This is a genomic window from Psychrobacter sp. M13 (assembly GCF_030718935.1).
Lineage (GTDB): Bacteria > Pseudomonadota > Gammaproteobacteria > Pseudomonadales > Moraxellaceae > Psychrobacter > Psychrobacter immobilis_G.
This window is the reverse complement of record NZ_CP132194.1, coordinates 768,177-782,494: the sequence shown is the minus strand read 5'-3', so window position 1 is coordinate 782,494 and position 14,318 is coordinate 768,177. Positions and strand designations below refer to the sequence as shown.

Sequence of the window (14,318 nt, the reverse complement as noted above, 5' to 3'; positions counted from 1 at the left end):
AGTTAGCTTTTGGTTATAGTAGTGGTTTTATAAACTGCTTTGAATTAAAAATATAATAAGGTTTTATTATGACTTATACTTTCAACCGTCAATACCCCGCTACACGCTTGCGCCGTCTGCGTTATAACGACAATGTCCGCGCCATGATTCGTGAAGTTGAGCTGCATCCCAAGCATTTCATTGCGCCTGTATTTGTATTAGAAGGCAAAAATGAACGCCAATCTATTGCTAGTATGCCAGGCGTTGAGCGTCTATCGATTGATCTACTCATCGAGCACGCCAAAGACTTATTAGCGGAAGGCGTGACCACTATTGATATATTCCCTGTCATTGATAATAGCTTAAAAACCCCTGACGGCCGCGCGGCCTACGATGAAAACGGCCTTAGCGCACGAGCAGTAAAAGCGGTAAAAGATGCGGTTCCTGAAATGGTGGTTATGACTGATGTCGCCTTAGACCCTTATACCTCACACGGTCAAGATGGTTTACTTGACGAGACGGGCTATGTGGTCAATGACGAGACGGTAGAAGTCTTAGTGCAGCAGGCACTCGTTCATGCGCGTGCAGGCGCTGATATTATATCTCCGAGCGATATGATGGATGGTCGCATCAAAGCCATGCGCGATGCCTTTGAAGCAGAGGGTTTTGCCAATACCGCTATTATGGCCTACTCCGCCAAATATGCTTCAGCCTATTACGGCCCATTCCGCGATGCAGTTGGTAGTGCGGGCAATCTCAAAGGCGGTCATAAAAAACAATACCAGATGGACTTTGGTAATCGCGCTGAGGCCTTGCATGAGGTAGCGATGGATATCAATGAAGGTGCTGATATGGTGATGATTAAACCTGGTCAGCCGTATCTTGATCTGATTCGTGAAGTCAAAAACACTTTTGGTGTACCGACCTTTGCTTATCAAGTCTCAGGTGAATACGCGATGCACATGGCAGCTATTCAAAACGGTTGGCTAACTGATGCGGTGATTTTAGAGTCGCTGATTGGCTTTCGCCGCGCAGGCGCTGATGGCATCTTAACTTACTTTGCCTTAGAGGCAGCGCGTCAGTTGAATAATGCATAAGACTGAAATAGTTCATTAAAAACTAGTTTTAAAAGTTTGATATACGCACTAGCTAATCTATCTTAGTTGGTGCGTCTTTATTAGGAATACTGTTTTTTTACCCTCAGCATAACCTATATCTTTGAGCGCTCTACTAAAAACAATGTGCCAAATTGCTCTGCGTAATTAGTGCCTGTAAATCATTAAACAGTGCTTCGAAAGCCTCGTTTTCCTCTGAATTCTCTTTATATACGCTCTTAGTAGTTTTGACTATTTTGACATTGCTATCGACATAAATAGGTTGTGCATAGCGGGACTCCTCATAATGAGCAGCCGTAATCCCCTTATCATCAAAATAAAAAGTATAATCGCGTTTGCCAGATTCGCCATAACCTGTGCCCTGCAATAAACAACCCTCTCGTTGTTTGATTAAATCAAAACTCGCCCCTTCTATAAAATGCTCGGCTTGCATTAACTCAACGGTTTGCAGAATGGTATGCTCTGGCAAGCTAGTACACGCTATCATTGATAATAATAGTAATGGCATGCTACTACGATATAAACGCATCATTATCCATCTCCTCCCAAAAAGTAACGATTTTGCTTTATAATAACCCACCTAATTTCAAACCTATATTTACGCTATCCGTTCAGTTTTGCTGCATCTATTTTGCTATATGCTAGATCAATTTTATCTTAGCATAGCCTGAATGAGCTCTTTTCATATTCGCACTATTTGCCCCAAATTTCAAAGGTCATGCTATGAGTCAACTCAATCCCAGACAACAAGAAGCTATGCTCTACGTATCTGGGCCTTTGCTAGTATTAGCAGGCGCAGGCTCAGGCAAAACGTCAGTGATCACTCGTAAGATTGCTTATCTTATCGAAGAATGCAACATGCCAGCTGAGCGTATCACAGCGGTGACTTTTACCAATAAAGCCGCGCGTGAAATGAAAGCGCGAGTAAGCAAATTGCTACCAAGCGAAAAGACTCGCGGGCTTACTGTCTCGACCTTTCACCAGTTTGGCTTACAGTTTTTGCGTTACGAGTTGATTCATACGCCGCTCAAAGGCAACTTCTCGATCATGGATAGCGATGATAGTAAGCGTCTGTTGATGGAGCTGATGATGCGTGATAATTTATCAGGCGCTGAGAGTCGAGAGCTGGTCGGCAAAGCCATCAAGATGATATCAGATTGGAAGAATGATCTGGTTGAGCCTGACCAAGCAATGGAAACGCTTGATGATCCAGAAGATATGATCTTTGCGACTTTATATGCCCTTTATGAGCGTAACTTACGTGCTTATAACGCGGTTGATTTTGATGATTTAATCGTATTGCCAACCAAGATACTACGTGAAAACCGCGAGCTGCGTGACAAATGGCAAAACCGTATTCGTTATTTATTAGTCGATGAGTACCAAGATACCAATACCGCCCAGTATGAAATGATTAAATATCTCGTCGGACCACAAGGGCGATTTACCGTGGTTGGTGATGATGACCAATCTATTTATGCATGGCGCGGAGCAAAACCTGAAAATATGGCGCTGCTAAAAGAAGATTTCCCTAAACTCAAGATTGTCATGCTAGAGCAAAACTATCGCTCAACCAGTCGTATCTTGACCTCGGCTAATGCGGTCATTACCAACAACGAGCATTTATTTGAAAAAAAGCTCTGGTCTGATAAAGGTCAAGGCGAGAAAATCCGTATCATTAACTGTCGTAATGACGATGATGAAGCGGAACGCGTTGCCAAAGAAATCGCTACTCATAAATTGCGCTATGGCAATGAGTGGGAAGATTATGCAGTGCTCTATCGCAGTAACTTTCAGGCACGCATGCTAGAGGCGAATCTACGTCAGCTGCAAATTCCTTATAAGTTATCTGGTGGTCAGTCGTTCTTTGCGCGTAGCGAGATTAAAGACGTCATGGGCTATCTGCGTATGATCTTGAACCCTGAAGATGATAGTGCATTTTTGCGTATTATTAATACCCCAAAACGCGGTATGGGGCCAGCGACTTTAGAAAAGCTTGGCCTATTTGCGCAAGAGCATAGCATTTCCCTACTCGCTTCTTGTACTCACTCTGGTCTGAGCCATGTATTGCCAAGCAAGGCTTATAGCACGCTTAAAGAGTTTGGCGACTTTATTGAGCACTATACGCGTGAGTTAGATCAGCATCCTGATCCTGTGCCTATTGTCCGTCAAATGATCGATGAGACCGGCTATATTGATTTTGTCCGTAGCGACTCAAAAACCCCGCAACAAGAAAAAAACCGTATTGATAATATCGACATTCTCTATACCAGTATTCAATCCTTGATCAATCGCGCTGAGAGTGATGATGAGCGCACTATTGATACGATTATTCGTAAATTAGTGCTACTCGATATGCTTGAGCAGCAGCAAGAAGAAGAAAACACCAATAAAGTTAACCTTATGACTTTGCATGCGGCAAAAGGACTTGAGTTTAACTACGTCTATATCATGGGATTAGAAGAGGAAATGCTACCTCACCGTAACTCTATTATGAGTGAGACGGTAGAAGAAGAGCGCCGCCTGATGTATGTGGGCATCACTCGCGCACGGCGTGAGCTGACCTTGACCCTTGCCGCTCAGCGCCGTGCTGGTGGTCAAATGCGCGTGACTTCTGAATCGCGATTTTTGGATGAATTACCAGAAGATCATATCGATTGGCCTGCCAAAGCTAAAAAGAAAAAAGCGACTAAAGATCCTGAAAAAGTCGCTGATGAATACTTAGCCAATATACGCGCGTTATTAGGTAATCGTTAAGTTTTGACTCTTTGAATAACTTAGAGTTTGATTAGTAATTTGACCTTAGTTTTTGCTTTGCTATTACCTTAGTTGTTAGTAGTTTTAGCATTTGTATTTTTAGCCATGAATACTCTTAGCTATAGTTTTATACTCCTTTTATCTTTACTATTTTGGAAATTTTATGTCTGCCCCTACGCCTAGTCCTGATCGTCCCTCCACACTACCGGCAGACTATAATCCATTAGAATATAGTGCTGAATATAAGCTATTATATTTGCAAGACTTAGTAGCGAATGACGCCTATACAGCCATTACAGAGTTTTTGGCCAAGCAGTCTGAGTATGAAATTGCCAACCTGTTAGAATCGTTTCCAGCCCAAGCTCGACTAAAGATTTGGGCACAAGTTCCGGAGGAAATTAAGGGTGAGGTCCTAGCGGAATTAGAGCTCGATACTCGCCAGCCCTTGTTAGAGAACGTCTCCTCGCAAGAGATATCGGTCTTTACTCAAGACTTAGATGCTCAAGATATCTCCGAGATTCTAGAGACGGTGACGGAAACCGTTCGTACCTCAGTCATGGCAACCTTAGATGAAGACGTTCGAATTCAGGTCAATAAGCTGGATACTTATGAAGACTGGGAAGTTGGTAGCTATATGGATCCGGATATCGTTCAGGTACATGATGATATTAGCCTTGCGCAAGTACAAGAGTGGTTGCGTAGCGATGACAGCTTACTGGATGATCAAAGCCAAGAATTACTGGTCGTCGATAAAAGTCAGCAACTATTGGGTCTACTTAGCTTAGGAGATTTGATCAAACACGATCAGAGCAGTCTGGTATCCAGCCTTATCGACAATGCAGTAACTATCAATGATCGTTTGGATATTACTGATGCCGCTGCGATCTTTCGCTCAGAGGATATCCGTTTTGCGCCTGTGATTAACAGTCATGGTGAGCTGGTCGGTCAGCTTAATGGCGAGGACATCATGGAGATTATCCAAGATGATGTCGATAGTACAATGCGTAACTTGGCTGGTGTTAGCCAAGATGAAGAGCTATTTGCACCTATCTTGACCAGTGCCAAATCTCGTAGTATTTGGCTAGGCATCAATCTTGGTACTGCGCTATTAGCCGCTGCGGTTATTGGACAGTTTGAGGAAGTACTGGCTAAAGTAGTCGCACTGGCAATATTGATGCCAGTAGTCGCCAGTATGGGTGGTATCGCAGGCTCACAGACTTTAACTATCGTCATACGAGGTATGGCTATGGGTCAGATTGGCGGTTCCAACCGCTGGTGGCTATTCAATAAAGAGCTGTGGGTTGGCGCAATAAACGGTATCATTTGGGCATTTATTATGGCGGTTATTGCCCAGCTTTGGTTTCAAGATATCAAGATTAGCGCGGTGATTGGCTGCGCTATCGCTATTAACATGACGGCAGCTAATGCCTCCGGTATTGCCATTCCATTAATGCTCAAAAATATGAATATCGATCCTGCGCTATCGGCCTCGGTTATTCTAACCACAGTGACGGATATCGTCGGCTTTATGTCGTTCTTAGGCTTGGCCAGTATTTTGATTCTTTGATGATCAATAAATAGAGATAGTTATTCAACTAATAGGTTCTTAAATACAGCATCGCTATGCTATATTTATATAAAAGAATATATAATTAAATTAATAAAGTGAGTATGTTATGCAAGCAGTACAAGTTAAAGTATTAAATCCTAAACTATTAAAAGATTCAGCGTTCTCTTTGCCTACTCGAGCTACTGATGGCTCAGCGGGTATTGATCTGCGGGCTTGTATCGATGAGCCTTTGACCATTAAAGCAGGTACGACCCATCTCATCAGTACTGGCCTAGCGGTTTATATTGCTGATCCTAATTATGCAGGTATGATTTTGCCACGCTCAGGACTTGGTCATAAACATGGTATCGTATTAGGCAATCTCGTTGGACTGATTGACGCTGATTATCAAGGCGAGCTGATGGTCAGTATATGGAATCGTAGTCCAGATGATTTTGTGCTAAACCCTGCCGATCGCATGGCACAATATATTGTCGTACCTGTTGCCCGTCCTGATTTTGAGGTAGTTGATGAGTTTAGCGATACCAGCGCGCGCGGTGCTGGCGGTTTTGGTCACTCAGGCCGTCAATAATCACTTTTGTCTGGTATATAAGGTTAAGCACTTAAAAATGTTATAGATTGCAATAAGAATATGGGAGTAAGAAAATGATAATAACCCCTGCTTTTATTGCACAGCAGTCCTTGTTTCGTGCTTACGACATTCGCGGCGCGCGCGAGTACTTTACCATTGATTTTATAGCCGTATTAGGTGAGGTCTTTGCAAATCTATATCACTCTCAAAGCTATTACAATCAAAGCCGCCAGCTATTAGAGCGCTCTATCATTCAACCAGCTAAGACCGTCGTCATTGGCTATGATGTGCGCTTTGGTAGCGATGTTATTGCAAAAACGCTGATCGATATTCTACATAAAAGAGGTCTTATTGTTGTCAGTCTGGGATTGGTGACCACGCCGATGATGGCATTTTGGGCGCAGCAGTACGACGGTCATGGCATCATGGTCACAGCCAGCCATTCAGAAAAAAATATCCTAGGCATTAAGTGGCTACTGAATAATACCTCACCGAGTGGTTTAGAGATTCAAACCTTGTATCAGCAGCTCAGTCATTATCATCTAAATAATTATCAGCTAAGTCACTATAACTCCAAGCATAAAACTTGCCCAAGCAACGACTTAAACCGCCAATTGCAAAACTTTAATTATAACTCTGACCTAAACGACTATTTTAAAACAAATAAAGTATGTCACAGCACTGAGCTGCACGGCACTAAGCAAAGCTGTACTAAACACAGCAGTTCTACACAAAATAGTATTGAGCAACATAGCATTGAGCAAACAGACATTATTAACTTGCCAGCCAAGCTTATTGCTAGCAGCTATAGCGATGCTATAGCGCAAAGCTTTATCGATATCAATTTTGCCAGTAAAAATAGATATGCTCATGACTCTAAGCTTGATTTTACAGTAGTTATAGACTGTATGAATGGCGCGACTAGTATTATCGCTCAGTCATTATTCGAGCAGTTTTGTCAGCGGGTTATTATGCTCAATAGTGTCCCTGATGGTAGCTTCCCTACAGGTAACCCTGATCCTACTGAGCCTAATCGTTTAGCTGAACTACAACAAGCGGTCATCGTTAGCAACGCTGATGTAGGTCTGGCTTTTGACGGTGATGGTGACAGGCTCATGGTCGTTGACAATAGCGGTAAAGTGATTGTCGCAGATCATCTACTCTATTTATTAGCACAAGTTGCGATTACTGAACGATCTGCTAGTACAGCTGAACTAGCGTCAGCGCCTACCGTGCTATTCGATATAAAGTGCTCACACCATCTACCGAAGCTTTTGAGCACCCTTGGTGCTACGCCTATCATGACCAGAACAGGTAGTAGTTTATTACGCCAACAGCTGCACACCTCTGAGCCACCTATATTTGCAGGCGAGCTATCGGGTCATTTTATATTTAATGACGGTTACTTTATAGCTTATGATGATGCGATCTATGCAGGATTGCGGCTATTATATTGGCTGGCTAATACTGCCCCTAATCTTGAAGCATCTGTATTACGCATTGACGACAGCACCAGTAGTAATACTCTTAAAAGTTCTCGCAAAACAGATGTATGGGGCGAACCTAGAGAGGCTATACCACCCTACCAGCTGACTGATATTACGCAAAAGTTACCTATCGCCGTCAGCAGTGCCGATTATTACTTACCTTTAAATGAAACTTTTTTGGCTCAGAATGATGCCACTAGCTGTACCTTTATTGAGCATTTGGTTGAGTACTGTCGCTACTTACAACGCTTGGTTAACGATAGTACGGCCAATGATATCTCGACACAAAAGGCGGTATTTATAGAGTCAGTATCCTGTAGTTGTTTTGACGCCAAGCCGCCTATGCTCAAGACCAAAAAAGTCGCACAGCAATTATTTCTACCAGAGACAAACTTGTCTTCAATAGATGGTGTTCGTTTAGACTTTGCCCATGGTTTTGGAGTAGTACGACGCTCTAATACCAGTAACTGTCTTACCGTACGTTTTGCTGGAGATAATCTCAACGAGATGCGAGCGATACAAGCGCGTTTTGTCGCAATATGCCGACTATTCGATAGGAATGTGGCTGAGCAAATGGCGAATATTCAACCCGAACAATTTAGCTGATAGCTCCTATACCATAAAAAAATTTATATTATTAAAATCTCTGTACTATTTCAAAATAGCTAAACCTCACCCTTTTAAAATAACTTTTGAACTGATAACCCTATGTTAGGAGTAGATAATGTCGCTTAATCTAGACGATGCCAAGATCACCGCTGAAGTACTCACTACCGCCTTACCTTACATTCAGCGCTTTGTGGGTAAATTAATCGTCGTCAAGTACGGCGGCAATGCGATGACTGATCCAGAGCTTGAAAGCTCGTTTGCCCGTGATATTGTGCTACTCAAAACCGTCGGCCTACATCCTGTCGTTGTTCATGGCGGTGGCCCACAAGTTGATAATTTATTAAAAGAGCTGGGGCGTACCTCCAAACGTATCGATGGCATGCGGGTCACTGATAAAAGTACGATGGATATCGTCGAAATGGTACTGGGTGGTGGCGTCAATAAATCCATTGTCAGCTTAATTAATAAGCACGGTGGACAGGCTATCGGCCTAACAGGTAAAGATGCCAACTTAATCCAAGCCAAAAAAATGGCTATGCAAAAGATTGGTGACGATGGTATAGCGGTATCTGTCGATTTAGGCTACGTTGGTGATGTGGTCAGTGTCAATAAAGATGTCATTAACATGCTAATTTCCTCAAACTTTATCCCTGTTATTGCACCGCTTGGTGTCGATGGCGAGGGTAATACTTATAATATTAATGCAGATTTAGTCGCGGGTAAAGTTGCCGAATTTTTGCAAGCTGAAAAGCTGATGTTATTGACCAATATCAAGGGTGTTCTAGGCCATGATGGCGAAGTAGTTACAGGTCTAACCCCACAAAAAGTGGACGCGCTTATCGAGGATGGTACGATATCAGGCGGAATGATACCTAAGATACAATGCGCGCTAGATGCGGTACGTAGCGGTGTCAGAAGCGCGGTTATCGTTGATGGTCGTGTACCCCATGCCACCTTGCTTGAAATCTTTACCAATGAAGGCGTCGGTACACTAATCAGTCGTGATATAGATTCAGCGATGAGCTAATGTATAAATAGTCCCAAGCTTCGCTTTTGTAGATACCATGAGAAAAAGCAAGCTTAAAAGCTCAATTTTTATGTAAAGCAGCATTAAAAGGCTGTTGGTTTTTGAGAACCGCTTGAGCGATGGATAGAATCTTTCGCATCAAAGCGACGATCACCACCATCTTAGGTTTGCCATGACTGTTTAAGCGAGTGACAAAGCTTTGATAAGCACCATTTTTATACTTGCCAAATGCGAACCCCATAGCAGGCATATACAGCACCTTTCTAATTTCGGAATGACCAATCTTAGAGATACGAGGCTTCTTTTCAACAGAGGTTCCTGACTGATGAATCATAGGAGTGAGACCTGCAAAGCTTGTCGCTTGTTTTGCCTTTTTGAACTTAGACCCATCGCCTAGATAGGCAAGTAGCCAAGGCACAGTGAGCCTGCCAACAGCGGGTATAGAGGCTAGAAGCTTGGCATTACGTTTGAGCGTCTCATCAGAGGCAATAAGCTCATCTATAGTCGCTTGAATCAAAGTGATTTCAGATGCTAGAAAGTCAAGTGTTCGCTGACAGGATGCTATAGCATCACAGTCTCTAAGCATAGTTTTACGCACCTGTTCAGATTGATGCTGGCACTTTAAATGCTCAAGCTGACGTAGCTTTAGCAGCAAGCCTCGCTCTGCTTCTTTAGGGGGTAGCCACGCTTGTGGCTGCTCTTTGGCACAATAGCGAGCAATAAGCTTAGCATCAACGATGTCACTCTTGCTACGAATGTTAAGACTGCTCGCATAGCCTTTAATGCATTTAGGGTTGATCACACTAACGGTAATACCTTTAGCGTTTAGGTAATATGCCAGTGGTTCCCAATAAACGTTAGTCGCTTCCATCAGAAAGCGCAAATCTGAGGGCGCTTTGTCGAGCCACGATAGTAGCGAATCAAAGCCTTGGGCAGTGTTATCAAAGCTTAAATGTTGATAGTGGGTGTTGTCGATGTATAAAGCGGCATCAAAGCTCTTGCATGAGATGTCAATGCCAATATAATAAGTATGATCCATAGTACTCTTAAACCTTGTAGATTCGGGCTACACGACTGTGTGCCTAGGATACCATTCGAGATGTGTGTTATGGATTGTCGGCATAGGCTTTATCTACGTTACAGGTTTTAAACCTAAGGCTGGGTTCAACTCTATGCCGACAGTGCCTCCATTAGTGTACGCTAATAGTGGCACTTTTTATCATACAAGGCTGGGTTAAAAACCTAGCCTACACTAAAAATGATATGAATTAAGAATAGAGTATAAGAGCTCAATAAGCACAGAACTCAACGGAGCTATGACTACTGTTGCCATAGACTTTCATTTTATGGTTACCTTTGCGCTCAGTAAAATACGAGGTCTCATTGTCGTAGCGATCCCCTGTCAAGCGACCGTTAGGTCCTGTCACATAAGCGACATTGATCTGATCATCACCGACGTTACGGATGACTAAGTTTTGCTCAGGCATTAGCCATAAGCGAAACTCTTTACCGTTTTTGATATTGCCTGAAAAGCTACCGCAATAGCTGTCTTTAGCAAAGGTAATTTTGGTAGCGGTGTCTGCTGCTTGGGCAGTCATAGTCAGTAAAGGTGCCGTAGCTAACGCTGCGATTAACAGTATTTTTTTCATAGCTTAATCCTTTTGGTTGATTCTAAATTGGCAATAAAATACATGTTATTAAACGATATAACTTAGAATACACCAAATAAAATATAGGTTTATGAAAAGTTAATGTAATTAACTAAAAATTTCATTAAGGGCAGCTTCATCAAAACCACAGAGTATGATTGGCTCATCTCTATAGCTACCTTCTACTATTGGTCGCTTGATCATACTGCTATTAGCAATGAGTAACTCGATAGCTTTATTGACATCAGCATCAGCGGCTTGCTTTTGCTCATCGCTCAATTTACGCCACGTGGTTCCGCGCTTATTCAACACTTTATCAATACCCAGACTATCAACCCAGCGCTGAACGCTTTGCTTATCGATACCCTCTTTCTTATAATCGTGAAAAACATACTCAATATTTAAGCTATCCAGTTTAGCAAAAGCCTTTTTCATAGTGTCGCATGATTTTATACCGTAGATAGTGATTGTCATTCGTCTGTCTCTTCTTCTGTTGATGGATAAATATTTTCTAAAATCGTACCTTTCAGGTTTGCTCCAGTAAAAATCGCTTTTTCATAGTTTGTACCTTCAAAATTAGCATTTTCAAGGTTAGCGTCAGTAAAGTTAGTACCTGTAATGTTAGCATGTGAAAAATCTACATTTCTAAAATCAGTATTTTTGAATTCAGCATATTCAAGATTTGCTTTATTAAAATTATTTTTTGAAAAATTTACGAAATCATCATCAACTGATTTTAGACTATTAAATTTAGCTTTTTTAGCATTTACTTGTGTGAAATTACATCCCCTAATAACAGCTTTGCTTAGGTCTACTTCTTCAATCCTCGAACCTTTAAAACTAATACTTATAAACCTAGTGTTTATAAGTATAGTTTCATCAAATATTACTTTATCGAAACCAGTTTCGTATAAGACCGCATTTTTAAAGCTAGCATTTCTAAAATCTGAATCAAAAAAATTACTGAAAAGTATCTGACTATCATCCAATATACTTGATCTAAAATCACAGTTTAAAAAACTTCCATGAATATTACATTGACTTAGATCTAGATGGTTTAATTTTGCTCTTATTCTATAGTCTAACCTTTTTAGCCAAGTATCAAAGTTTTCTCTATACTCCTTACCAACATCTTTTATTGTTTTTCCAGTCTTAATAGCAAATAAAGAATGTAATTCTAGTAATGCTACTTCAGAATTTTGACTAAATTTCATATCATCAGAAAAGTCATTTAGTCCTAATTTTTTAATTGGTGACTGACCGTTTGCTGCCATTTGTATAAGCTCAATTAATAGTTTTTGGTATTGGTTTATTATAGATAAACCAGATCTACTACTAGCTAGTATTTGAATTTCACCAGCTAAAAACTCACTTAAATACGTGTCAATTCTTTGAGGTCCACATACTCTTATCCATTTCTCGAATGCATACTCCAGAGTCCATCCCGAATCAGCCTCTTCTTTAAAACGCTCTACTTCATGCAGCATCTTAGACAGTTCAAGCATTATTCGCTTTGCTGTTAAATACTCACCAAAACTTTTATGGGTAAACTCAAATGTTTCATCACTATTGTTGCCATCAAACTTTCTGAAATAAAATGCCATTAATAGGCGTATAACTCCTGACTCTGCATCTTTAGTAAACTCTTTGAAATAGCTATCAATGTTAGCCTTTTTACATTGTTCAGTAATTTGACTAACACTAGCCGTTCGCCCATTCTCATGCCAGACTGTTAGGGCAATTTCCTGTAAAATACGTATGAATTTTTTCTTATTTATACTGTCTACACTCTTGTGTATACCACTATCTGTATATTTGCGTTCATGTACAGAATTTAGTAGGTCAGCATATATTTCATTCAAATTAGTATCTTCTGAAAATACAATACCACCTTCTTTCAAGTAACTCAGTGATACAAGGTAGTTGAGTAATGGTTCAGTAGTAATAGGCTCTAAATGTTTAGTAGCTAATTCTTTTGGTAGATCATTGAATTTGAGACCTTTCAACTTAGCTAGTTTTTGCCACCACTCACTACGTTGGTCGTTCATTAATAATCCATTAGAATCACTGAAACCTTCTCTTTTTTCTTCATCAATATAATAAGGCAATAGATAGTAGACTGTTTTTGGTTTTTTAAGCTTGTGTTGTTGAGACTGAATAGACAATTCACGACCTGTAATAATTGCTTTCCAACGGACATTCTTTCTGTCTCTTAAGGCGTCTTGCACCTCAGTAATAAATCTATTTGATGCCTCTGTTACATTAGCACCACTTTGCATAGATAACTCATCTAGACCGTCGAAGATAAGTAGTAAGTTTTTCTCTTCAGTCATATCGGTTTGAGAAAGTATTAACTGATTATCAATGAACTTCTTAATAGCTTCTAATAGATAGTCGCTCAGATAAAAATGATGTAGAGGAATAAATAATATAGGTATATCTGACTGTGCAGATAGATTTGCAGCTAATATCTTAGCAAAAGAGGACTTCCCAGAACCAGGACCTCCACTTATAACTCTTAACGTATCATGCTCATTGTATTCACTCAGCCATTTCTGAATTTCATTTTCTAAATCACATACGATTTTATTCATGCTTCTAGTAGTACTAATGTCTATAGGTTCTATCAGATTTTGAGCAATTGCATTTTCATCCTGCTCCTTTGGTTCCATATAGTAAGCCCTTAAAGGAACATATATTTGTTTTAATCCGAACGCTTCATCAAACATGCGCTCGTTAACTTGTTGTTGTAGCCATGATCGATACTGCATGATACTTCTTTGTGTAGCGGTAGCTTTAGTAAAAGGTGTACTTAACTGGTCTATAATTAAAATATATTGAGAAGTATTTGTTGCCCACTCTTTATCAAGTGAGAAAGCAAATTGACTTTTGAGACGGCTATAAGTTGCCCTTGCTTGATACTTGTCAAGACCTAATTGCTGTAGCCATTCTATTAAAACAAACGCCAACTCATCTAATAAAGCTAAACTACGAGGCGCGTTAAAAAATTCATTGTCTATAATAACTTCTGATTCGTTGATTTTAGCTTCTATCTTAGTTGCAATATTTTCTATTGCCTCTTCGCTAAATTCACTACTGAATAAATCTTGGTTACTATTTAAAATTTCGCTAATAGCATGTGTTAAGGAGCGGACAAGGAGTAACCAAGCTAACTCTTCAACCTTTAGCTCAAGCTCTGTAGTCTTAGATATATCAAATAAACCCTTTACGATAGTTGCAGCACTACCTATTACGTTTCCAGTTACTCCTTGAGCAGTAGCTTGAACCGCTGTCTTAGATGCTTGAACAAAAAAGTCTTTTAAATCAAATTTGACGTTGCGGTTAAGCACACTGACAGGTTTACTTATAATAATTTCACTCATAGTGTATTTACTCAAATATTAGATAAAACTCGATTACGTTTGACTATTAATTTATATTTTTAAATATAACAGTTATCAATTTAATACGCTTGATTATTACTCTATCCCATCGCAATTTTGTCCAATTTAAGCTATTCTACCCTATCTAAATTATTCCACTTTTCTTATTAA

General features: G+C 40.4%; 11 protein-coding genes. 6 read left to right on the top strand and 5 right to left on the bottom strand.

The window, feature by feature from the left end; translation table 11 throughout:
• Positions 1 to 68: 68 nt before the first annotated feature.
• Positions 69 to 1,076 carry a porphobilinogen synthase gene (hemB, locus tag Q9G97_RS03425; protein WP_305899712.1) on the top strand — a complete coding sequence of 336 codons (1,008 nt, stop codon included), beginning with the start codon at positions 69 to 71 and terminating at the stop codon, positions 1,074 to 1,076.
• Positions 1,077 to 1,209: 133 nt separating this feature from the next.
• Here the strand turns inward: hemB and Q9G97_RS03420 are convergent, their stop codons facing one another.
• Positions 1,210 to 1,626 carry a hypothetical protein gene (locus Q9G97_RS03420; RefSeq protein WP_305899711.1) on the bottom strand — a complete coding sequence of 139 codons (417 nt, stop codon included), beginning with the start codon at positions 1,624 to 1,626 and terminating at the stop codon, positions 1,210 to 1,212.
• Between the two features lie 191 nt (positions 1,627 to 1,817).
• Between Q9G97_RS03420 and Q9G97_RS03415 the strand changes: the two genes are divergently transcribed.
• The 5 genes from Q9G97_RS03415 (at position 1,818) to argB (ending at position 9,115) form a co-directional block, all read left to right on the top strand.
• Complete coding sequence (locus tag Q9G97_RS03415; protein ID WP_201572307.1) at positions 1,818 to 3,851, top strand: UvrD-helicase domain-containing protein; 2,034 nt, start codon at positions 1,818 to 1,820, stop codon at positions 3,849 to 3,851.
• Positions 3,852 to 4,014: 163 nt separating this feature from the next.
• Positions 4,015 to 5,418, top strand: a complete 1,404-nt coding sequence (mgtE, locus tag Q9G97_RS03410) for a magnesium transporter (RefSeq protein WP_201572305.1) — start codon at positions 4,015 to 4,017, stop codon at positions 5,416 to 5,418.
• A 109-nt stretch (positions 5,419 to 5,527) separates the two neighbouring features.
• Positions 5,528 to 5,992, top strand: coding sequence for a dUTP diphosphatase (gene dut / locus Q9G97_RS03405; RefSeq protein ID WP_305899710.1), 465 nt, complete (start codon positions 5,528 to 5,530; stop codon positions 5,990 to 5,992).
• A gap of 74 nt (positions 5,993 to 6,066) precedes the next feature.
• Positions 6,067 to 8,085 carry a phosphomannomutase gene (locus tag Q9G97_RS03400; protein ID WP_305899709.1) on the top strand — a complete coding sequence of 673 codons (2,019 nt, stop codon included), beginning with the start codon at positions 6,067 to 6,069 and terminating at the stop codon, positions 8,083 to 8,085.
• 118 nt (positions 8,086 to 8,203) lie between these two features.
• A complete protein-coding gene (argB, locus tag Q9G97_RS03395) occupies positions 8,204 to 9,115 on the top strand; it encodes an acetylglutamate kinase (RefSeq protein ID WP_201572299.1) in 912 nt (303 codons plus the stop codon).
• A gap of 61 nt (positions 9,116 to 9,176) precedes the next feature.
• Here the strand turns inward: argB and Q9G97_RS03390 are convergent, their stop codons facing one another.
• The 4 genes from Q9G97_RS03390 to Q9G97_RS03375 form a co-directional block, all read right to left on the bottom strand.
• Positions 9,177 to 10,154: an IS110 family transposase gene (locus Q9G97_RS03390; RefSeq protein WP_305898307.1), complete on the bottom strand. Its 978-nt coding sequence runs from the start codon at positions 10,152 to 10,154 to the stop codon at positions 9,177 to 9,179.
• A 250-nt stretch (positions 10,155 to 10,404) separates the two neighbouring features.
• Positions 10,405 to 10,764: a hypothetical protein gene (locus Q9G97_RS03385; protein ID WP_305899708.1), complete on the bottom strand. Its 360-nt coding sequence runs from the start codon at positions 10,762 to 10,764 to the stop codon at positions 10,405 to 10,407.
• Between the two features lie 108 nt (positions 10,765 to 10,872).
• Entirely contained in the window at positions 10,873 to 11,238 is a 366-nt protein-coding gene (locus Q9G97_RS03380) for an arsenate reductase (RefSeq protein WP_305899707.1), read from the bottom strand.
• Positions 11,235 to 14,147, bottom strand: a complete 2,913-nt coding sequence (locus Q9G97_RS03375; protein ID WP_305899706.1) for a pentapeptide repeat-containing protein — start codon at positions 14,145 to 14,147, stop codon at positions 11,235 to 11,237. Before Q9G97_RS03375 ends, Q9G97_RS03380 begins: the two co-directional genes overlap by 4 nt.
• Positions 14,148 to 14,318 lie beyond the last annotated feature (171 nt).

Bases quoted from the DNA above. Each gene is read 5' to 3' on its own strand.
- hemB (WP_305899712.1), top strand. From the start codon at position 69: ATGACTTATACTTTCAACCGTCAATACCCCGCTACACGCTTGCGCCGT.
- Q9G97_RS03420 (WP_305899711.1), bottom strand. From the start codon at position 1,626: ATGATGCGTTTATATCGTAGTAGCATGCCATTACTATTATTATCAATG.
- Q9G97_RS03415 (WP_201572307.1), top strand. From the start codon at position 1,818: ATGAGTCAACTCAATCCCAGACAACAAGAAGCTATGCTCTACGTATCT.
- mgtE (WP_201572305.1), top strand. From the start codon at position 4,015: ATGTCTGCCCCTACGCCTAGTCCTGATCGTCCCTCCACACTACCGGCA.
- dut (WP_305899710.1), top strand. From the start codon at position 5,528: ATGCAAGCAGTACAAGTTAAAGTATTAAATCCTAAACTATTAAAAGAT.
- Q9G97_RS03400 (WP_305899709.1), top strand. From the start codon at position 6,067: ATGATAATAACCCCTGCTTTTATTGCACAGCAGTCCTTGTTTCGTGCT.
- argB (WP_201572299.1), top strand. From the start codon at position 8,204: ATGTCGCTTAATCTAGACGATGCCAAGATCACCGCTGAAGTACTCACT.
- Q9G97_RS03390 (WP_305898307.1), bottom strand. From the start codon at position 10,154: ATGGATCATACTTATTATATTGGCATTGACATCTCATGCAAGAGCTTT.
- Q9G97_RS03385 (WP_305899708.1), bottom strand. From the start codon at position 10,764: ATGAAAAAAATACTGTTAATCGCAGCGTTAGCTACGGCACCTTTACTG.
- Q9G97_RS03380 (WP_305899707.1), bottom strand. From the start codon at position 11,238: ATGACAATCACTATCTACGGTATAAAATCATGCGACACTATGAAAAAG.
- Q9G97_RS03375 (WP_305899706.1), bottom strand. From the start codon at position 14,147: ATGAGTGAAATTATTATAAGTAAACCTGTCAGTGTGCTTAACCGCAAC.